Raw genomic sequence first — 19,346 nt, 5'->3', positions numbered from 1 at the left:
AGTGCGGACGATCCTGTTCCGTGGCGGCGCATGTCGTGTACTTGCCACTGAACTTCGACCACCGGTACGTTCCTGGCACTGAGCCTTGACCGGTGGGGTTGGGGGCCTGGCAGGGGGACGGGGAATGCAGGCTCCGGAGTTGGCCGCCGCGGCGGTGCGGGTGCTGACCGGAGGCGCTCCGGCCTCGGCCGAGCAGGAGTCAGCGGTACGGGAACTGGTCTGGGGCCGCCTCGGCAGAAGCACCCTGGGCGCCTCTGCGTTGGCCCGCCTGCACGAACAGCGCGACGAGGGATCGGCGAGCATCGTCGCCTCTGTACTCGCCGAAGAGTTGCGGGCGGACCCGGACTTCGCCGGGCTGATGTCCAAGGTCCTGCGTCTGTGGCCAGCCCCACCGGCTCGGACCGCCACGCCCCAGGGCGCCGCTGCGGGCCCCCCACCAGCATTCCCGCCCCCCATGCCGGCCGCGGCGGCTCCGGCCCAGGTCACCCCGGATGCGGCCGAGGTATGGAAGGTATGGCTGCTGGGGCTTCCACAGCTGGTCCTGGTCTACATCGTCATCAACATTGCCGCACCGAGCGGGGCGGGAGGGGCTCTTTCGGTCGTCATGGTGCTCGCGTCGGCCGGCCTGGCAGCCTACGGAGTGTGGCGGGGCAGCCGCCTACTCCGGCGAGGCATACGCGGTCGCCTGCTCGAAGCCGGATTGGTCCTCAACGTGCTGGTGCTGATCGTGCCGATCAGGTTGGTTCTGGGGCTGCTGCTGGGGGGCTGAGCCCTCCGCGGTCAGTCTTCGGCGGCCGCGGTTACCGGCCGGCTAACTGACGCGCTCCGCCGGGTGTTTGGTGGCGCGGAGGCGGGCTTCCGCGGGCAGGGCGTCGAGCCCTGCCGAGGCGCGGGCGTGCTCCACCGCCTCCGTGCGCAGCCGCCTGACGACGTCGTCGGGGGCCGCCTGCGGGGTGAGCAGCAGCCCGAGGCCGAGCCGGGGCTGGTTGCGGCGGCCCGTCAGGCTGACCCGCGCCCGGTCGACGCCCGGCAGGGTCTCGGCCTCCGCGGCCACCACGTCCTCCATCGCGCGCCCGCGCAGCTGGGCGCCCACGCCGTCGCCGCTGTCCACCAGCATCTCGGCCAGCCGGCGGCGCCGCAGCTGGGCCAGCAGCCACCACAGGGACAGCAGCACGAGCAGCGAGAGGCTGCCGATGACCACCGGCCACCACCAGCCTTCCGCTCGCCACTGGGTCCGGTCGGCGTGCGCGAGCAGCACGTCGTGCGGGGCGCGCCAGGACCAGCCGGACGGCATGTCGAAGCCCCACCGGCGCGGCAGGTCGAGCGCGGCGACGAGGGCCGCGAGACCGGCACCGATCAGGCAGAGACCGGTCAGGAGCAGGAGGGCACGGTTCACGGTGCGCAGCACGGCGGCCATCACCTCATCGCTTCGGGGGCCGGCGGACGTGCACGCTCAGCGCGGGCTGCCGGGCGAGGCCCAGCTCCCTGATGCCGTGGGTGAGCACAGCGTCCAGATCGGCATGGACGACGTCCAGCTCGCGGAAGTGCGCCTCGGCCAGGGCGCGGACCCGGCGCCTGCCGACGTTCACCCGGACCGACCTGACGCCGGACACTTCGAGCGCCCGGTGGCGCAGGACGGCCGCGGCGGCGCCCCGTTCGATGCCGGGGCGCATCAGCTCGCTGTCCCGGCGCATCGGCAGCAGGCCGCGCAGCCCGGGCGTGACGGCCAGGACGATCAGCCAGACTCCGGCGAGAACGGCCGCCGCGGCGGCCACCACGACCCAGGCGTCGTCCAAAGTGCGGGCGGCCAGGTCGTCGGCCAGGGTGCGGCGCCAGGAGGCGGCCGGACGGCCGGCGCGCACCGAGACGACGTCGTAGAGCAGGAGGCCGGACGCGCCCATCAGCACCACGGCGACCAGCGCGGCGGGGCCGCGCCTTTCGGACCAGAAACGGCCCGCCGCCACCTCGCCGCCCGGCTCCGCGGACTCCTCCGCCGGGCCGGCGGGCTCCTCCGCCGTCACGGGCGGCGCCTTTTCGAGCGTGGGGGCGGTGCGCTCGGCGGCGCCCTCGTGCCCGGACGGACCCGCGGGACCGGTCACTGCACCCTCCCGGAGGCGTCGCCGGTGAAGTGCGCGGAATGCAGGCGCTCCACCGTCACGGCCACGTCGGGGGTCTCCATGCCCGCCAACTCCTGGATGCGCAGGGCGACGAGGCGCCGGACCGCGCCGCACTGCGCACCGATGTCGGACGGGTAGCCCAGCTCCACGGTCACCCGGACACCGGCCAGGCCGCCGGTGCCGTCGGCGCCCGGCGGGCGCCGCACCACCGCGGTCGCGTGCGGTGCGCCGCCGCGCGGGGGCGGCGGCCACGACCGCGTGCCGTCGTCGGCGCGCAGCGCCTCACGGGCCGCCTGGGCGGCCAGCTTGGCCACCACGCGGTCGGCGATCTTCGTCGCCCCGCGCTCGGCCGCGGGCAGCACCGGTTCCACGGGTCACCGCCGCCGGTCGTCGTCGCGGTCCCTGGGCCGGAAGAAGTCCCCTGGCTCAAGGTCGCCGTCGACGAACCTGCCGACGACGAAACCGATCGTGCCGAGCGCCGCGACCAGCAGGAAGGCCCCGAAGCCGCCGAAGTAGGTGGCGAAGCCCAGCGCCATGCCGGCGATCATGCCGACCACAGCCATGTTCATGATGTGCTCCTGGCTTCCGCTCCGCTCCCGCTACTGCAACGGGGGCCGCTCGTCGTCGTCCTCTTCGTCTTCCGGCAGGTTGACATCGCCGACGTTGATGTTCACCTCGACGACCTCGAGGCCGGTCATCCGCTCGACGGCCGAGATCACGTTCTCCCGTACGGTACGGGAAACATCGGCGATGGAAACGCCGTACTCCACAACGATTTCGAGATCGAGGGCCGTCTGCACCTCGCCGACCTCCGCCTTCACGCCGCGGGTCGCCGACTTGCTCGCGCCGGGCACGCGGTCCCGCACGGCGCCGAACGTACGGGAGAGGCCACTGCCCATCGCGTGGACACCCACCACGTCCCGCGCCGCCATGCCGGCGATCTTGGCCACGACGCCGTCCGCGATTGTCGTGCGCCCGCGCGTCGCGGGGTCGCCCGTGCCGCGGCGCGTGCCGAGCTGCTTGCCCGACACGTCGATCGTGGTGGTGCTCGTGCTCGCTTCCGTACTGGTGTCGGTCACTTCGCCATCGCCCCTTTCCGAACGGCGGTCAGTCCCGCCGATCCAGTGCCACATTATGTGCGCCGACGGACACCCGCCCCGGCCACGGGCCCCCGAACGGGTGGGCCGCGCGGTCATGGCCGCCTCCGCTCCGGCCGTGCATACGAGATGCTGTACCCAGCCCCGGCCGATTGAGTACGACCGGATACCGACGGAAGGCGAAGGGACATGGGTTCGGATTCTCTGCTGCGGGCCGTGCGGCAGCAGTTGAGCCTGGGCCGCCTGGTGCCGCTCGGGGAGCCGACGGACCGCGCCTGGCTGGCCGAGCGGGCGGCGGCGCCGGTCCTGCGGGAAGCGGCGGAGTCGGTGTCCGGGGTCTCGGTCGTGGAGTTGCGCCTCGCGCTCGCGGGTCCCGCCGGGGCGGCCGTGCCGGAGTCGGCCCCGCCGAGCGCGCTGCCGCCGGGACCGCTGCGGATCGAGGCCCGGCTGGCGGCCGGGGCGGTCCGGCCGCTGCACGAGACCGCCGCGCGGGTGCGGGCGGCGCTCGCGGCCGCCGCGGACGACCGGATCGGGCTCGTGGTGACGGCGGTCGACGTCGCGGTGGTGGACCTGCTGCCCGCACCGGCCGGGCCGCCGAGCGGCCGGGCGCCCCGGCCGGCTGCCGGGCCGGCCGGGGGTGCCGCCGCCCGGGTGGCGGCGGCGGTGCTACAGGTGCCGGGGGTGCGCGGGCTGTCCGGCACGGTGGAAGTGCCGGAGGGCCGGGGCCCGGTGCATGTGCGGCTTGCGGTCGACGGCACGCGCCGCACGCTGGACGCCGCACGCGGGGCCTCGCGCGCCGCGGCAACGGCGGCGGGCCGGCCGGCCGCGGTCCTGGTGACGGACATCGCGATGCCCCGCTGAGGCCCGGCAGGACCGGACCAGGACGGCGATCAGCTACGCCCGCTCGATCCTCACGAACGGGTGAGCTGCGAGTACGAGGGGTCCGCGGCGGTGCGGGGCTATTCGCCGAGGCCCGCGAGGTCCTTCACGCGGCGAGCCTGCGCCGCGCGTTCCAAGGCTCGCTGCTCGTCGTAACCGTGGGTGGTGGCGGCGCGCAGCAGGGCCTTGGTCTCGATCAGCGCGTTCCTCGGCGCGGCGAGCAGCGCGGCCGCCAGGTCGTCGGCGGCAGCGGCGAGGTCGGCGGCGGGCACCACGAGGTTGGCCAGGCCGATGCGTTCGGCCTCGGCCGCGTGCACCGTGCGCCCGGTGCCGCAGATCTCCAGCGCGCGGGCGTACCCCACCAGCGCGACCAGCGGATGCGTACCGCCGAGGTCGGGCACGAGCCCGAGGGCGGTCTCGCGCATCGCGAACTGCACGTCCTCGGCGCAGACGCGCAGGTCGCAGGCGAGTGCCAGCTGGAAGCCGGCGCCGATCGCGTGCCCCTGGACGGCGGCGATGCTCACCAGGTCGGTCCTGCGCCACCAGGTGAACGCCTCCTGGAAGCCGGCGATCGCGGCCGTCGCCTCCGCGTCCGAGGAACGGGCCAGGGCGGCGAACGACAGCTGGCCCTCGATGCCCTCGGGCGTGAAGGCCCGCCGGTCGAGGCCCGCGGAGAAGGAGACGCCCTCGGCGCGCAGCACCACCACGCGGACATCGCCGGGCAGGCCGCGGCCCGCTTCGGCGAGAGCCCGCCACATCGCCGGGGTCTGCGCATTGCGCTTGTCCGCGTGGACGAGCGTGACGGTCGCCACGGCTTCATGGACGGTGACACGCACACCGTCGCGGTCGAGCAGGCTCATCGGACGTCCTCCGGTGTTACCAGGCGGTAGCTTCTCGTCCGCAGAGTAACCCGTCCGGAGTCCTGGCCGTCCCGTCAGGGAGTCGGCGCCGCCTTCTTGCCGCGGGTCGCGCCGCCGCGGCCGCGCAGTGTGACGTCCGCCTCGCTCAGCATCCGGTGCACGAAACCGTAGGACCGTCCGGTCTCCTCGGCCAGGGCCCGGATGCTCGCGCCCGATTCGTACTTTCGCTTCAGGTCCGCGGCGAGCTTCTCTCGCGCGGTGCCGGTCACCCGGCTGCCCTTCTTCAGAGTCTCGGCCACCCGTGCCTCCTCGTGGGAAGTGCGCTCTGGACTCTCATGATCACCCCTATCCGGCTTCCTGGCCACCCATTCGTCCGGGTCCGTACGACAAACGGACAGCCGCCGCACCCGCGCGGCGGGTGGACAACGGCGATCCGGCACGACGGGCGGGGCGAAGATGCAGGTCAGAAGGCTTCGGCAGAGCGGACGCCGGTCAGGGGTGTCGACACGCCGGGGTACGACCACCCTCACTCAGATGAATGATCAAGCGTCGGCCGAATGATCCACCGGACATGATCACAAACGACGGACCGAACCCGTCACGCAAGCGCGACCAGGTCCGCGTAGTCCGCACTCCACAGGTCCTCGACGCCGTCCGGCAGCAGGATGATCCGCTCCGGCTGGAGGGCGTCCACCGCCCCCTCGTCGTGGGTGACGAGGACGACGGCACCCGAGAAATTGCGCAGGGCCCCGAGGATCTCCTCGCGGCTGGCCGGGTCCAGGTTGTTCGTCGGCTCGTCGAGCAGCAGCACGTTGGCCGAGGAGACGACCAGCGTGGCCAGGGCGAGCCGCGTCTTCTCGCCGCCGGAGAGCACCGCGGCCGGCTTGTCCACGTCGTCGCCGGAGAACAGGAAGGAGCCGAGCGTCTTGCGCATGGCCACCATGTCCATGTCCGGGGCGGCGGACCGCATGTTCTCCAGGACGGTCCGCTGCGGGTCCAGCGTCTCGTGCTCCTGCGCGTAGTACCCGAGCTTCAGCCCGTGGCCCGGCGTGACCGCACCGGTGTCGGGCGTCTCGATCCCCGCGAGGAGCCGCAGCAGCGTGGTCTTGCCCGCGCCGTTGAGGCCGAGAATGACCACGCGGGAGCCGCGGTCGATCGCCAGCGACACGTCGGTGAAGATCTCCAGCGAGCCATAGGACTTCGACAGCCCCTCCGCCGTCAGCGGGGTCTTGCCGCACGGTGCGGGGTCCGGGAAGCGGAGCTTGGCCACCTTGTCCTGCCGCCGCTCCGCGTCGAGGCCCGCGAGCAGCCGCTCGGCGCGCCGGGCCATATTCTGCGCGGCCACGGCCTTGGTCGCCTTCGCGCGCATCTTGTCGGCCTGCGTGTTGAGGGCCGCCGCCTTCTTCTCGGCATTGGCCCGCTCACGCCTGCGCCGCTTCTCGTCGGCCTCGCGCTGGACCTGGTACTGCCGCCAGCCCATGTTGTAGATGTCGATGGCCGACCGGTTGGCGTCGAGGTAGAAGACCTTGTTGACGACGGTCTCGATCAGATTGTTGTCGTGGGAGATCACCACGAGCCCGCCGCGGTAGGTCCGCAGGAAGTCGCGCAGCCAGCTGACGGAGTCGGCGTCAAGATGGTTCGTCGGCTCGTCGAGCAGGAGGATGTCGGCGTCCGAGAAGAGGATGCGGGCCAGCTCGACGCGGCGCCGCTGGCCGCCGGAGAGGGTGTGGAGCGGCTGGCCGAGCACCCGGTCGGGCAGGCCGAGGCTGGCGGCGATCGTGGCCGCCTCCGCCTCCGCCGCGTAGCCGCCCTTGGTGAGGAACTCGGTCTCCAGGCGCTCGTACTTCTTCATCGCCTTCTCGCGCGTGGCGCCCTGCCCGTTGGCCATGCGCTGCTCGTTGTCCCGCATGCCACGCAGCACCGTGTCCAGGCCCCGGGCGGACAGGATGCGGTCGCGGGCCAGGACGTCGAGGTCGCCGGTGCGCGGGTCCTGCGGGAGGTACCCCACCTCGCCGCCGCGGGTGATGGTCCCCGAGGCCGGAATGCCGTCCCCGGCCAGGCATTTGGTCAGCGTGGTCTTGCCCGCGCCGTTGCGGCCGACGAGACCGATGCGATCGCCCTGGGCGATGCGGAACGAGGTGGACTCGAGCAGGATGCGGGCGCCGGCGCGCAGCTCGATGCCGGTGGCGGTGATCATGGACGGACTCCTGGAACGGCGGGACGAAACGTACGTACGAGCGAGGGCTGGGTACGTCCGCTAATGCACGAGGAGCAGAATGTCCATGCGGGCCATTCTAACGGTGCGGCGCAAGCGAATTGTCCAGCCGCCGACGGCCCGGTCAGGCGCCGCCGGTGTGCACCTGGAAGGCGGCGCGGCGCACCCGTTTGGCGATGGCGGGGTCGGGGTGGGCGGCGGCGAGCGCGAGCAGCACCTGCACGGTGCGGGGGTGGCCGCAGGTGCGGATCTCGTCGACCAGCTGGGCGATGCCCGGCTGGGGCGCGGCGTCCAGGTGGTCGAGCAGGAGGCGTTCCGCGCCGTGCTCCTGGGCGGCCGACGCGGTGTCCACCCACAGCCAGGTGGCCTCGGCCCTGGTCAGCACACCGTGCGCGGAGTCGGTGTGGTCGCGCGGGTCGCCCGCCTCGTGGTCGGCCAGCCACAGCAGGGCGTAGGGGCGCAAGCCAGGCTCGTCGGCGGCCTCGCGCAGCGCGGGCAGGGCAGGCGCGCCGACGACGCGCAGCGCCTCGAAGGCGAGGCCGCGGATGAGGGCGTCCTCGCCGCGGGCGGCCTCCAGCAGCTCGGTCACGGCGGGCCCGGCGGGGCGTACGGCGAGCCAGGCCCGGTACTCGGCGCGGGCGGGCCCGGGGGTCAGTCCTGCGCAGCCGCGCAGCATGGCGACGGCGGACTGCTCGATATTGCCCGCGGGACTCTGGGCGGCGATGCAGATGTGTTCCAGCTTGGTCCACATGGCCCAGCCGCCCAGCTCGGTGAGCCGGGCGCGTTCGGGGTGGTGGCCGCGTGCGTGGAGGGTGAGGGCGCCGACGGAGGAGAGGGTGTCCAGGGCCCAGCCGAGGATACGGACCAGCTCGGGAACGTCGCCCTCGCCCGTTATGCCGTCCTCGGGGCCGCGGTCGGCGCGCAGCTCGGAGATGCGCTGCCGCATCAGGTCGATCAGCCCCGCCCCGGTGACGGGCCCGTCGGAGAGGTACATGACGGACAGCAGCTGCGGCACGGCCGCGACCACGTCGGCCACCGTGCCGGGGTCGGCGTCCGGCGGCGCCGGGCGGGCCAGGGACCAGGCGTCGAGCAGCGCCACCCAGCCGCGCAGCGCGGCGGTGTCGTCCTGGTCCCAGGCGCGCAGCCGCCAGCCGGCCCGTACGGCGTCGGTGCCGTCTCGGCCCTGCTCGATCAGCCCGGCCAGGCGGGCGCGGCCCCACTGGTCGCGCACCTGGCGCACGGTCAGGCCCAGCTCCCCTGCGGCGTGCTCCGCCCGGGCGTCCGGCGAGGTGCCGGTGCGCTGCGCCCAGTGCGCGAGCCGGACGGCGTCCGCCAGCTGGGCCCGCGCCTGGCGGGCCAGTTCGTCCTGGGGCGCGACCCCGCCCGGCGGTGTGGGAGTGCGTCTGCCGCCCTGCGTGCGCCTGCTCGTCGCGGCGCGCTGTGGTGGGGTCTGCGGGACAAGTCGCAACCGGGGCTCACGCGGAGTACGGGACGTCACGTGAGCAGTTTCACCGCTCGGGCCGCGAAAGCCCAAACCCCCTGCCCCGCGGGCTCACATGAGCGGGGTGAGAAAGCGGCGCAACCGCTCCTCGTAGGCGGCGGGAGAGGCGTTCCACATGGCGGCGTGCTCTGCGTCGGGGATGGTGTGCAGCACGATGCTCTCCGGGTGGCGCGCGGCCAGCTCGCGGGAGGCGCGCCAGGGTGCGACGGTGTCGGCGGGGCCGTGCAGGATCAGCACGGGAACGGGCGCGCCGCCCGCGCCGAGCGGCACCTCGGGCGGGCGGTCCTCGGCGTCGAAGCCCCAGCCGCCCCTGGCGGCGCCCAGGGCCAGCGGCAGCAGCGGTCCCGGGATGCCGCGGCGGGCCGCGAGGGCCCTGAGCGTCGCGGCGGGGTCGAGGACGGGCGAGTCGAGAACGAGGCCGACGACCCGGCCGCGCAGCGCGGAGCGGGCGGCGGCGCGCAGGGCCATGGCGCCGCCCGAGGACCAGCCGTACAGGACGACGCGCCGCGCGCCGTGCCGGACGGCGTAGCGCAGGGCCGCGTCGGCGTCGCGCCATTCGGTGGCGCCGAGCCGGTTGACGCGGTCGCGCGGGCGCGGGGCGCCCGGGTCGCCGCGGTAGCCGGGGATGAGGACGGGGAACTGCTGCTCGTGGAGGAAGGGCAGCAGGTTGAGCGGGTGCTCCCGGGTGGCGCCGATGCCGTGCAGCGCGATGATCCACGTCTCCCGCGAGCCGGGCACGAACCAGGCCGGGAGCGCGCCGCGTTCGCCCGGAACGGTGACGTCGGTGTGCTCGATGCCGAGGGCGGTACCCGGGGTGCCGAGGTGCAGCTGCGGGGTCAGGGCGACGGCTGAGCCCGGCACCAGCGCGCCGTGGTCGACGCGTTCGAGCCGCCGCACGACGCTGTCGGGGCCGCTCGCCACGTCGAGCACGGGCCCGATGACGGCGTGCGCGGCCCTGGCGGTGATGCCGAAGGTGCCGGGGCGCAGTGAGTCGAGGGAACGGGTCAGCGTGACCTGTCCCGCCGCGGTGCCGTGGACGGCGAGGCGGCTCCCGGCGAATCCGGCCGGGCGGGCCGCGCGGGCGGGCCCCAGCGTGACCCCGAACGCCCACCGCCCGGCGGCGACCGTGGCCACGGCCGCACCGGCACCCAGCAGTGTGGTGGCGGCCACGGCCGCCTTCGTGTGCCGACGCATGCTTCCCAGCATGCGGCCGGGGCGCCGCGCCTGCCACCCGGCGGGCCGGGCGGTGGCGCGGCGCGGCGGGCCGGGCGCGTCAGCGCTGGCCGTAGCCGCGGAACCGCTCGGCGACGCGCGCCAGTTCCTCGGGGGACAGCAGCGCGGGGGTGTGGCCGGGGACGGACGCGGCGGCCAGCCAGACCCGGCACATCCACTCCAGCTGCGCGGTGTTGTCGTACGCCTGCCGCAGGCTGCTGCCGTGCACGACGGTGCCGTGGTTGCGCAGCAGGCAGCCGCTGCGGTCGCGCAGGGCGGTGAGCATGTGCGCGGCCAGCTCGTCGCTGCCGTACGTGGCGTAGGGCGCCACCCGCACGGGGCCGCCGAGCGCGGCGGTCATGTAGTGGACCGCGGGCAGTTCGTCCACGAGCGTGGACACCGCGGTGGCGTGCACCGCGTGCGTGTGCACCACGGCCCGCGCCTGCGTGGTGCGATAGACGGCCAGGTGCATCGGCAGTTCGCTGGTGGGGGTCAGCGATCCCGCGATGCGCCGCCCCGCCAGATCGACCGCCAGCAGGTCACGGGCGCGCAGCCGGTCGTAGGGCACGCCGGAGGGGGTCACCAGTACGGCGTCCCCAACCCGCACGGACAAATTGCCCGATGTGCCCACGACCAGCCCGTCGGTGACCGTCTGTCGCGCCCGCGCCAGAAGTTCTTGCCATGCCTCGTGCCGCTCGTCGGAATCCCGCCGCCACCAGTTCATCTCATGTTCACCTATTAACCCTACGTTAACGTCGTTTGCCTCCCACCCGTCGAGCGATTGTCCGGTACATGGAACACATAACGCTGCTCCTCGCGATCGTGATCATCACGGCCCTGGCGTTCGACTTCACCAACGGCTTCCACGACACGGCCAACGCCATGGCCACCACCATCTCCACCGGCGCAATGAAGCCGAGGGCCGCGGTCGCCATGTCGGCGGTGCTCAATCTGCTCGGCGCGTTCCTGTCGGTGGAGGTCGCACGCACGATCTCCGGCGGGATCATCGACGAGGAGGCGGGCGTCAAGCCGGAAGTGATCTTCGCCGGTCTGGTCGGCGCCATCATCTGGAACCTGCTGACCTGGCTCGCCGGACTGCCCTCCAGCTCCTCGCACGCGCTGTTCGGCGGGCTGATCGGCGCGACCCTCGCCTCCGTGGGCACCGGCGCGGTGAACGGCGACGCGGTCGTCACCAAGGTGCTCATCCCGGCCGTGGCCGCCCCGCTGGTGGCCGGGACGGCCGCGCTGCTCGCCACCCGGCTGACGTACCGGGTCACGCGGGGCGTGGAGGAGCGGCACGCGGCCAAGGGCTACCGGGTGGGCCAGATCGCCTCGGCCGCGCTCGTGTCACTCGCACACGGCACCAACGACGCGCAGAAGACGATGGGCGTGATGACGCTCGCGCTGATCGCCGGCGGGGCGCTGGCGCCCGGCGCCGACCCGCCGATGTGGGTCATCGCCTCGGCGGGCGCGGCCATCGCGCTCGGCACCTACCTCGGCGGCTGGCGCATCATCCGCACGATGGGCAAGGGCCTGACCGACATCCGGCCGCCGCAGGGCTTCGCCGCGCAGACCAGCGCCGCGACCACGATCCTCGCCTCGTCCCACATGGGCTTCGCCCTGTCCACGACGCAGGTGTGCTCCGGCGCCGTGCTGGGCTGCGGCCTCGGCCGCGCCGGCGGCGTCGTGCGCTGGTCGACCGCCACCCGCATGGTCGTGGCCTGGGGGCTGACCCTGCCCGCCGCCGGGCTGATCGGCGCCGCCGGTGCGCTCATCGCCGACCGTGGCGACTGGGGCGTGGCCGTCGTCGCCCTGCTGCTGCTCGGGAGCAGCGCCGCCATCTGGTCGCTGTCCCGCCGCCGTCCCGTCGATCACTCCAATGTGAACGACGACGTGCAGGTGAACGACTCGGTGGCGGAAAAGGCGAACGACCCCTCCGACGGGCCCGCGGGGATGTCCGTGCCCGAGCAGCGGACAGCGCCGGAGCCGGCGCCCCCTTCCGCGTCATCCGTCTCCTGACCGACCAAGTCCCCGGGAACGCCATGAACATCGAGTGGGCCGTACTCGGCCAGGTCATCCTCGTCTCCGTGCTGCTGACGGTGGCGGTGGTCGGCCTCTTCTCCCTCGGCATCCGCGCCGGATCGGCCCGGTCCTCGGCCCGCCCGGCCGGCTACCTCTGCTTCTCGCTGTGCGCGGCGGCCGTCGGCTACGGCATCTGGATCGTCGCCACCTGAACCGGGCGCCGGGGCCCGCGAGTCCGCGGGCCCCGGCGCCTCTCAGCCCCGGTCGGCGGCGGCCCGCCGGCGGCGGGCGACCAGCACGGTGGCCGCGCCCGCGACGAGCAGGCCGGCCGCGCCGCCGACGACGTAGGGCGTCGAGGAACTGCCGCCGGTCTCCGCCAGGTCCGCGTCCGCGGGCTGCTCCTCCGTGACGGTCTGCGCGCGCGGCCCCTCCTCGGCGGCCGGGGCCGCGCAGCTCACCTCGGCGAGCGTGACCGTGCCGGTCACCTCCGCGACGTTGAGGTCCAGCGGGTTGACATGAACGGTCAGGTCCAGGGCGCTCGCCGCGGCGGTGCCCTCGCCCGTCTCGCGGGTGGACAGGCCGAGGCCGACGTCGCCGACGCCCGGCACCGACACGTTGGTGGTGCCCTCGGCGGTGAGGGCCGCCTCGCGGCCGAGCACGGTGGCCGTGGCCGGCATCTCCGTCTCGGCCGCGGGCTCCTCCCCCACGGGGCAGGCGGCGCGCGCGGAGACGGCCTCCAGCTCGATCACGGACAGCAGGGGCAGCCCGGGGACGTGAACGCGGGCGCCGGTCAGGGAGGTTTCGGCGAAAGCGCCGTCGGCGCCGGTCGTGGCGGTGGCCGAGGCGACGTCGGCACGCAGCAGCTCGAACGGCTGCCCGCCGTCGACGCCTTCGAGCGACGCGGTCAGCACCGTGTCGTCGGCGCTGCCGCCGCCTTCCGGCGCGCTGACCTCGTTGAGTGCCGCCGCCAGCGGGACGCGGACCTCGCCGTCGAGGAGGGAGACGTCGAGGCCGGCGCGCAGTACGGCGGCGTTCGCGGTGCCCTCGCTCCGGCCGTCGTCGGCGTGGGCCGTGGCGGTGGGGGTCGTCAGGGCGGCGGCGGCGAGCAGCGCGGCGGCTGAGCGGCGGCAGGCGGATCGGTTCACGGCAGGGAACTCCCACGGGAAGGTGTTGCTGGGACGCCCGCCATCCTTCGATCCCATGTGCCGAATCGCCCCCGATCCGGGGCCGCTTCACCCGAACGGGGTAACTCAGGCGACGATCTGCCCCCGCAGCACTACGCGTTGGGGATCGGCCAGGATGCCGAGGTCCTGCCGCGGGTCGTCCGCGTACACGACGAGGTCGGCCGGTGCGCCCTCGGTCAGGCCGGACTTGCCCAGCCAGTCGCGGGCCCGCCAGGTCGCGGCGCCGAGGGCGTCGTGGACGGGGATGCCGGCGGTGCGCAGCTCGGCGACCTCCCGGGCGATGAGTCCGTGCGGCAGCGCGCCGCCCGCGTCGGTGCCCGTGAAGACGTCGAGACCGGCGTCGTGGGCGGCGCGCACGGTGTCGTACCTGCGGGCGTGGAGCCGGCGCATGTGGGCCGACCAGCGCGGGTACTTGGCCTCGCCGCCGTCGGCGAGGCCGGGGAAGGTGGCGATGTTCACCAGGGTCGGCACGATGGCGACGCCGTGCGCGGCGAACAGCGGGATGGTCTCCTCGGTCAGCCCGGTGGCGTGCTCGACGCAGTCGATACCGGCCGCCACCAGGTCGGGCAGCGAGTCCTCGGCGAAGCAGTGGGCGGTGACCCGGGCGCCCGCCTCGTGCGCGGCGGCGATCGCGGCGCGCAGGGCGCCGGCGGGCCAGCAGGGCGCCAGGTCGCCGCGTTCGCGGTCGATCCAGTCGCCGACGAGCTTGACCCAGCCGTCGCCGCGGGCGGCCTGGTGCCGGACGGCGGCGACGAGGTCCGCGGGCTCCACCTCCTGCGCGTAGTTGCGGATGTAGCGCCGGGTGCGGGCGATGTGGCGGCCGGCGCGGATGAGGTGCGGCAGGTCGGTGCGGGCGTCGATCCACCGGGTGTCGGCCGGCGATCCGGCGTCGCGCAGCAGCAGGGCGCCCGCGGCCCGGTCGGCCAGGGCCTGCTTTTCGGCGGCGGCCCGGTCGACGGCGCCGTGGGCGTCGAGCCCGACGTGGCAGTGGGCGTCGACGAGTCCTGGCAGCACCCAGCCGGTGAGGCGGACGGTTTCGCGGGCGCCGCGCGGGCGTTCGTAGGTGATCCGGCCGCCGACGACCCACAGTTCGTCCCGCACGTCGAGGTCGGGTCCGCCGTCGGGCCCGGGGCCGACCAGCACCCGGCCCCTGATGTGCAGTACGGGCGGGAGAACGGGTCGTTCACTCATGCTCGGCAGCTTACGCATTGACTGCTACGCTCGCCGGGGGCTGGACGGAGAGACGAACGCTGCACGTCCCGTCGAACAACTTCGACGGATTCAGGAGCCGTTGACCGAGGGAGGTTGGCGTGTCCGGCCCCAGCGATGAGTTCCACGCCTTCTTCGAGCAGCACCATGCGGAACTGTCCCGGCTGGCCCGCCTGTTGCTGGGCGGCACCGAGGGCGCCGACGGTGCGGACGACCTGGCGGCCGACGCGCTGGTCGCGATCTGGCACCGCTGGGACCGCGTGCGCGCGGCCGATCACCCGCTGGCGTACGCGCGCGGCGTGGTGGCGAATCTCGCAAGATCCCGTATCCGCAGCCGGGTGCGGGAGCGCCGCCGCATCGCGCTGTTCTGGTCCAGGGGCGTTGAGCCCGCGGAGGGTCCCGACGTGCCCGCGGTGCTCGACGTGCGGGCGGCGCTCGGCCGGCTGCCCTACCGCAAGCGCGCCTGCGTGGTGCTGCGGCACGCGTTCGACCTCTCCGAGCAGGAGACCGCGCGCGCCCTGGGGATCTCGGTGGGTACCGTGAAGAGTCAGACCTCGCGGGGCATGGCCGAGTTGCAACGGCTGCTCGTCGAGGCGGCGGCCCCCGAAGGCGAGGGCGGGACCGGGGAGTTCCTCCGCGCGCTGCGCACGGGCCCGGTGCAGCGCAGGAGTTGGTGAGCAGCGAGGGGACCGCGGAAGAGGAGCCATGGGAGACCGCCCGGACGCACGCGAGTTGCTGCACGCGGCAGCGGCCGCGCACCGGCCCGACCGGGCGCGGATGCTGGCGCGCGTCGAGCACGGGACAGCGAGGGCCGGGCCCCGGCGGAGGGCGGCCAGGCTCCGGGTGACGGCCGCGGCGGTGGGGTTCGCGGTCACGCTGGCGCTCGCGACGCTCGCCGTCGGCTGGGCGGGCAGCGATGACGGGCGGCCGACGGGGCCGGCGCGGCCGTCGGCGGCGGAGCGGCTCGCCTCCTCGGGCGCGGTGGACCCGGACAGCCACGCCTACTGGTCGCAGAGCAACGTCACGGTGGCGACGAGGGAGCCGCTGACCTCGTTCGCCGTCGAGGTGCGGGTGGTGGCCGAGGCGGGGATGCGGCCCACCGGGGGATGGCGGACGCTGCCGGGCGACGACTTCGATCTGTCGGTGGCCAACGAGGACGGTGATCTGGTGTTCCGCTGGAAGCTGCGGCCGGGGGCCGAAGTGCCGCCGGGCGAGCACGTGTTCGCCGCACAGTACGACCACGATCTGGGGGCCCGCGGCGCGGGCCTCGACCGGTACCGGGTGACGGGGTCCGGGCCCTCGGGGCCGGTTGCCGCGAGTGGCGGCTTCGACACTTCCGCGGGATAATTCTTCGACGCCTCTTCTGGCTCTTCGACTTGAATTCAACGAGCGTTTCCCGGGTAATTCCGACGGACCTTGCGGGCCTCTTCTGCCCGCTTTATCGAGGTCTAAACGGGACATCTACGGGATCGTGACCCATCACCGGATCGGGCCAACACCGTCACTTCTTCGTTACGGACATGTGACCGACTCCACACAGCTGTCCGTTTTGCCCGGTAACTAACGGACAGAACGTAACTTTTCACTCCGAACAAAGAGGGCCGCCCACGCGCGCGCGATAACACATCCGGCGCGCCCTGTTAAGCCCGACTGGCGATGCAATTTCCCGACCTGCTGGGTAAATTAAATCTGCATGACCCCCGCACAAGCAGACCATGCACGTGCCCGACCCGATTTCATGGACAGTGAATTCCCCGCAGGACGTGAAGGGCTCACGCTCGACACCCCGCGCCTGGACGACGGGGCCGCCCTGTGGCGTCTTGCCCGGGACTCCAGGGTCCTGGACCTGAACTCGTCGTACAGCTACCTCCTGTGGTGTCGCGACTACGCGCGCACCTCGATCGTCGTCAGGGACGCCGCCGGCGCCCCGGTCGGCTTCATCACCGGGTACACCCGCCCTCAGGCGCCGCGCACCCTGCTGGTGTGGCAGGTCGCCGTCGACGGCGGTCAGCGCGGACGCGGTCTCGCTGCCGCGATGCTGGACGCTCTCGTCCTCAGGACGGGCCGGGAGCTGGGGGTGAACACGATCGAAACGACCGTCACACCGGACAACACCGCCTCCAACCGGCTCTTCGCATCCTTCGCCGAGCGGCACGGGGCCGCAGTGGAACGCGAGGTGCTGTTCGACGCCGGGGTGTTCCCCGAACGGGGCCACCAGCCGGAAGTGCTGTACCGGATCGGGCCGATACCCGAGCCGGCGGCCGCCGTCCGCTGACCCGACCCGACCGACACCGCTTCCGCCACTCCCCGCGTGATCAACCCCTGAGATCAGGAGACCGTTGTGACCATCACCCAGCCCGACCTGAGCGTCTTCACCACACTGGAGTCCGAGGTCCGCAGCTACTGCCGCGGCTGGCCCACCGTCTTCGACCGTGCCCAGGGCAGCTACCTCTTCGACGAGGACGGGCACACCTACCTGGACTTCTTCTCCGGTGCCGGCTCGCTCAACTACGGACACAACAACCCCGTGCTCAAACGCGCCCTGCTCGACTACCTGGAGCGCGACGGCATCACCCATGGCCTGGACATGTCCACCACGGCGAAACGGGCCTTCCTCGAATCGTTTCAGAACGTGATCCTGCGGCCCCGCGACCTCGACTACAAGGTCATGTTCCCGGGCCCGACCGGCACCAACGCGGTGGAGGCCGCGCTGAAGCTGGCCCGCAAGGTCAAGGGCCGCGAGTCGATCGTCTCGTTCACCAACGCCTTCCACGGCATGTCCCTGGGCTCGCTCGCCGTCACGGGCAACGCGTTCAAGCGCGCGGGCGCCGGCATCCCGCTGGTGCACGGCACGCCGATGCCGTTCGACGACTACCTCGACGGGCAGACCCCGGACTTCATCTGGTTCGAGCGGCTGCTGGAGGACACCGGGTCCGGCCTGAACAAGCCGGCCGCCACCATCGTGGAGACGGTGCAGGGCGAGGGCGGCATCAACGTGGCCCGGCCGGAGTGGCTGCGCGGCCTGGCCGACCTGTGCCGGCGGCACGACATGCTGCTGATCGTCGACGACATCCAGATGGGCTGCGGACGCACCGGCCCGTTCTTCTCCTTCGAGGAGGCCGGGATCGTTCCCGACATCGTCACGGTGTCGAAGTCGATCAGCGGCTACGGGCTGCCGATGGCGCTGACCCTCTTCAAGCCGGAACTCGACATCTGGGAGCCGGGCGAGCACAACGGCACGTTCCGCGGCCACAACCCCGCGTTCGTGACGGCCGCCGCGGCGCTCGACACGTACTGGACCGACGGCCAGATGGAGAAGCAGACCCTCAGCCGCGGCGAGCAGGTCGAGGCGTCGCTGCGCGCCATCGCCATGGAGCACGCGCACGCCGGGGCCTCCTACCGCGGCCGCGGCCTGGTGTGGGGCATGACGTTCGACGAGAGCGCCCGCGCCTCCCGCGTGTGCCGCCGCGCCTTCGAGCTGGGGCTGCTGCTGGAGACCTCGGGCCCCGAGAGCGAGGTCGTCAAGCTGCTCCCCGCGCTGACGACCACCCCGGAGGAGCTGGACGAGGGACTGCGCGTCCTCGCCCGCGCCATCCGCGAAACCGCCTGAAAGCCCACAACCGAAAACCGGAAGGGAAGTACAACGCCGTGATCGTCCGATCGCTCAGCGACATCGAGGGAACCGACCGGGACGTGCAGTCCGCCTCGGGCACGTGGCGCAGCAAGCGCATCGTGCTGGCCAAGGAAGGCGTCGGTTTTTCGCTGCACGAGACCGTGCTCTACGCGGGTACGGAGACCACTATGTGGTATGCGAACCACATCGAGGCCGTGTTCTGCGTGGAGGGCGAAGCAGAGCTCACCAACGAGAACACCGGCGAGAAGCACTGGATCAAGCCCGGGACGATGTACCTGCTGGACGGGCACGAGAAGCATACGGTCCGTCCCAAGACCGACTTCCGGGTGATGTGTGTCTTCAACCCGCCGGTCACCGGCCGGGAGGACCACGACGAGAACGGCGTCTATCCGCTGCTCACCGAGGTGTAAGGAGAGGAAGGAAGCACCCCATGACCACCGCACCCGAACGCACCGCCGACCTGTACCCGACCCGCGGGGCCACCGAGGTGGCCACGCCGCGCCAGGACCCGGTGGTGTGGTCCGAGCCCGGCGCCCGGGGGCCGTTCGCCGCCGGGGAACTCGCGGCATTCGAACGGGACGGCTTTGCCGCCATCGACCAGCTGATCACGCCGGAGGAGGTGCTGGCCTACCGCGCGGAGCTTGACCGGCTGGTCACCGATCCGGACATCCGCGCCGACGAACGCTCGATCGTCGAGCCCACGTCGCAGGAGATCCGCTCGGTGTTCGAGGTGCACAAGATCAGCGAGAAGTTCGCCGGACTCGTGCGTGATCCCCGGGTGCTCGACCGGGCCCGGCAGATCCTCGGCTCGGACGTGTACGTCCACCAGAGCCGGATCAACGTCAAGCCGGGGTTCGGCGCCAGCGGCTTCTACTGGCACTCGGACTTCGAGACGTGGCACGCCGAGGACGGGCTGCCGCGCATGCGCACGGTGTCGGTCTCGATCGCACTGACGGAGAACTTCGACACCAACGGCGGCCTGATGATCATGCCGGGCTCGCATCTGACGTTCCTCGGCTGCGCGGGCGAGACGCCGAAGGACAACTACAAGAAGTCCCTCCAGATGCAGGACGCGGGCACCCCGTCCGACGAGGCGCTGACCGACTACGCGGACCGGCACGGCATCAAGCTGTTCACCGGCCGGGCGGGGTCCGCCACCTGGTTCGACTGCAACTGCATGCACGGCTCGGGTGACAACATCACCCCGTACCCGCGCAGCAACGTCTTCATCGTGTTCAACAGCGTGGAGAACGCGGCGGTCGAGCCGTTCGCGGCGCCGGTCCCCCGCCCGGACTACATCGGCGCCAGGGACTTCACCCCGGTGCGCTGAGGCCCGGACGCGCAGGGGCGCCGGCCACCCCGAGGGTGGCCGGCGCCCGTTCGTGCGGTGACCGCGGTCCGCGGCCGGTGATCCGC

The 19,346-nt window shown here is 73.1% G+C and carries 23 protein-coding genes; 10 read left to right on the top strand and 13 right to left on the bottom strand.

Going from position 1 to position 19,346, the window contains the following annotated elements; genetic code table 11:
- Positions 1–124: 124 nt before the first annotated feature.
- Positions 125–769, top strand: a complete 645-nt coding sequence (locus STBA_RS29990; protein WP_077062182.1) for a hypothetical protein — start codon at positions 125–127, stop codon at positions 767–769.
- Positions 770–811: 42 nt separating this feature from the next.
- On the opposite strand, the gene amaP is transcribed toward STBA_RS29990, so the two are convergent.
- Genes amaP through STBA_RS29965 form a run of 5 tightly spaced genes read right to left on the bottom strand, consistent with a single transcriptional unit; the run spans position 812 to position 3,196 of the window.
- On the bottom strand, positions 812–1,417 hold the full coding sequence (amaP, locus tag STBA_RS29985) for an alkaline shock response membrane anchor protein AmaP (RefSeq protein WP_171987817.1): 606 nt from the start codon (positions 1,415–1,417) through the stop codon (positions 812–814).
- A 4-nt stretch (positions 1,418–1,421) separates the two neighbouring features.
- Positions 1,422–2,099: a DUF6286 domain-containing protein gene (locus STBA_RS29980; protein WP_077062181.1), complete on the bottom strand. Its 678-nt coding sequence runs from the start codon at positions 2,097–2,099 to the stop codon at positions 1,422–1,424.
- Positions 2,096–2,488 (bottom strand): Asp23/Gls24 family envelope stress response protein, encoded by a 393-nt coding sequence (locus STBA_RS29975; RefSeq protein WP_077062180.1) that lies wholly within the window; start codon positions 2,486–2,488, stop codon positions 2,096–2,098. The genes STBA_RS29980 and STBA_RS29975 overlap by 4 nt, the downstream gene beginning before the upstream one ends.
- A 3-nt stretch (positions 2,489–2,491) precedes the next feature.
- Positions 2,492–2,686, bottom strand: coding sequence for a hypothetical protein (locus STBA_RS29970; protein ID WP_077062179.1), 195 nt, complete (start codon positions 2,684–2,686; stop codon positions 2,492–2,494).
- Positions 2,687–2,716: 30 nt separating this feature from the next.
- Positions 2,717–3,196 (bottom strand): Asp23/Gls24 family envelope stress response protein, encoded by a 480-nt coding sequence (locus tag STBA_RS29965; RefSeq protein WP_253195109.1) that lies wholly within the window; start codon positions 3,194–3,196, stop codon positions 2,717–2,719.
- A gap of 207 nt (positions 3,197–3,403) precedes the next feature.
- On the opposite strand from STBA_RS29965, the gene STBA_RS29960 reads away from it, so the two are divergent.
- On the top strand, positions 3,404–4,075 hold the full coding sequence (locus STBA_RS29960) for a hypothetical protein (RefSeq protein ID WP_077062178.1): 672 nt from the start codon (positions 3,404–3,406) through the stop codon (positions 4,073–4,075).
- Between the two features lie 98 nt (positions 4,076–4,173).
- Here STBA_RS29960 and STBA_RS29955 read toward each other — a convergent pair whose 3' ends face one another.
- The 6 genes from STBA_RS29955 to STBA_RS29930 form a co-directional block, all read right to left on the bottom strand.
- On the bottom strand, positions 4,174–4,953 hold the full coding sequence (locus STBA_RS29955; RefSeq protein WP_077062177.1) for an enoyl-CoA hydratase/isomerase family protein: 780 nt from the start codon (positions 4,951–4,953) through the stop codon (positions 4,174–4,176).
- Positions 4,954–5,027: 74 nt separating this feature from the next.
- Positions 5,028–5,252, bottom strand: coding sequence for a helix-turn-helix domain-containing protein (locus STBA_RS29950; RefSeq protein ID WP_216355988.1), 225 nt, complete (start codon positions 5,250–5,252; stop codon positions 5,028–5,030).
- Between the two features lie 299 nt (positions 5,253–5,551).
- A complete protein-coding gene (locus tag STBA_RS29945; RefSeq protein WP_077062175.1) occupies positions 5,552–7,150 on the bottom strand; it encodes an ABC-F family ATP-binding cassette domain-containing protein in 1,599 nt (532 codons plus the stop codon).
- A 142-nt stretch (positions 7,151–7,292) separates the two neighbouring features.
- The gene (locus tag STBA_RS29940) at positions 7,293–8,666 is read right to left on the bottom strand and encodes a hypothetical protein (RefSeq protein ID WP_079252230.1); all 1,374 of its coding nucleotides are present in this window, start codon (positions 8,664–8,666) and stop codon (positions 7,293–7,295) included.
- Positions 8,667–8,720: 54 nt separating this feature from the next.
- Positions 8,721–9,863 (bottom strand): alpha/beta hydrolase, encoded by a 1,143-nt coding sequence (locus STBA_RS29935; RefSeq protein WP_077063708.1) that lies wholly within the window; start codon positions 9,861–9,863, stop codon positions 8,721–8,723.
- 79 nt (positions 9,864–9,942) lie between these two features.
- Complete coding sequence (locus STBA_RS29930; RefSeq protein WP_077062173.1) at positions 9,943–10,605, bottom strand: class II aldolase/adducin family protein; 663 nt, start codon at positions 10,603–10,605, stop codon at positions 9,943–9,945.
- Positions 10,606–10,673: 68 nt separating this feature from the next.
- Between STBA_RS29930 and STBA_RS29925 the strand changes: the two genes are divergently transcribed.
- On the top strand, positions 10,674–11,900 hold the full coding sequence (locus tag STBA_RS29925; RefSeq protein ID WP_077062172.1) for an inorganic phosphate transporter: 1,227 nt from the start codon (positions 10,674–10,676) through the stop codon (positions 11,898–11,900).
- Between the two features lie 23 nt (positions 11,901–11,923).
- Positions 11,924–12,115 carry a hypothetical protein gene (locus tag STBA_RS29920; RefSeq protein ID WP_077062171.1) on the top strand — a complete coding sequence of 64 codons (192 nt, stop codon included), beginning with the start codon at positions 11,924–11,926 and terminating at the stop codon, positions 12,113–12,115.
- Between the two features lie 42 nt (positions 12,116–12,157).
- On the opposite strand, the gene STBA_RS29915 is transcribed toward STBA_RS29920, so the two are convergent.
- A complete protein-coding gene (locus tag STBA_RS29915) occupies positions 12,158–13,048 on the bottom strand; it encodes an SCO1860 family LAETG-anchored protein (protein WP_253195107.1) in 891 nt (296 codons plus the stop codon).
- 105 nt (positions 13,049–13,153) lie between these two features.
- On the bottom strand, positions 13,154–14,278 hold the full coding sequence (locus tag STBA_RS29910; RefSeq protein WP_077062169.1) for an amidohydrolase family protein: 1,125 nt from the start codon (positions 14,276–14,278) through the stop codon (positions 13,154–13,156).
- Between the two features lie 119 nt (positions 14,279–14,397).
- On the opposite strand from STBA_RS29910, the gene STBA_RS29905 reads away from it, so the two are divergent.
- The 6 genes from STBA_RS29905 (at position 14,398) to thpD (ending at position 19,260) form a co-directional block, all read left to right on the top strand.
- Positions 14,398–14,973, top strand: coding sequence for a SigE family RNA polymerase sigma factor (locus tag STBA_RS29905; RefSeq protein ID WP_077062168.1), 576 nt, complete (start codon positions 14,398–14,400; stop codon positions 14,971–14,973).
- Between the two features lie 28 nt (positions 14,974–15,001).
- Positions 15,002–15,643: a hypothetical protein gene (locus STBA_RS29900; protein WP_077062167.1), complete on the top strand. Its 642-nt coding sequence runs from the start codon at positions 15,002–15,004 to the stop codon at positions 15,641–15,643.
- A 391-nt stretch (positions 15,644–16,034) separates the two neighbouring features.
- Positions 16,035–16,571 (top strand): diaminobutyrate acetyltransferase, encoded by a 537-nt coding sequence (gene ectA / locus STBA_RS29895; RefSeq protein ID WP_077062166.1) that lies wholly within the window; start codon positions 16,035–16,037, stop codon positions 16,569–16,571.
- Between the two features lie 66 nt (positions 16,572–16,637).
- The gene (ectB, locus tag STBA_RS29890) at positions 16,638–17,906 is read left to right on the top strand and encodes a diaminobutyrate--2-oxoglutarate transaminase (protein ID WP_077062165.1); all 1,269 of its coding nucleotides are present in this window, start codon (positions 16,638–16,640) and stop codon (positions 17,904–17,906) included.
- Positions 17,907–17,944: 38 nt separating this feature from the next.
- Positions 17,945–18,340 (top strand): ectoine synthase, encoded by a 396-nt coding sequence (locus STBA_RS29885; RefSeq protein WP_077062164.1) that lies wholly within the window; start codon positions 17,945–17,947, stop codon positions 18,338–18,340.
- Positions 18,341–18,360: 20 nt separating this feature from the next.
- Positions 18,361–19,260 (top strand): ectoine hydroxylase, encoded by a 900-nt coding sequence (gene thpD / locus STBA_RS29880; protein WP_077062163.1) that lies wholly within the window; start codon positions 18,361–18,363, stop codon positions 19,258–19,260.
- The last annotated feature ends 86 nt before the right edge of the window (positions 19,261–19,346 follow it).

Origin of the sequence: Streptomyces sp. MP131-18 (assembly GCF_001984575.1) — a bacterium.
In the GTDB taxonomy this organism is placed as follows: Bacteria; Actinomycetota; Actinomycetes; order Streptomycetales; family Streptomycetaceae; genus Streptomyces; species Streptomyces johnsoniae.
The sequence above is the reverse complement of the archived record's forward strand: the minus strand, read 5'-3'. Positions and strand labels throughout refer to the sequence as shown.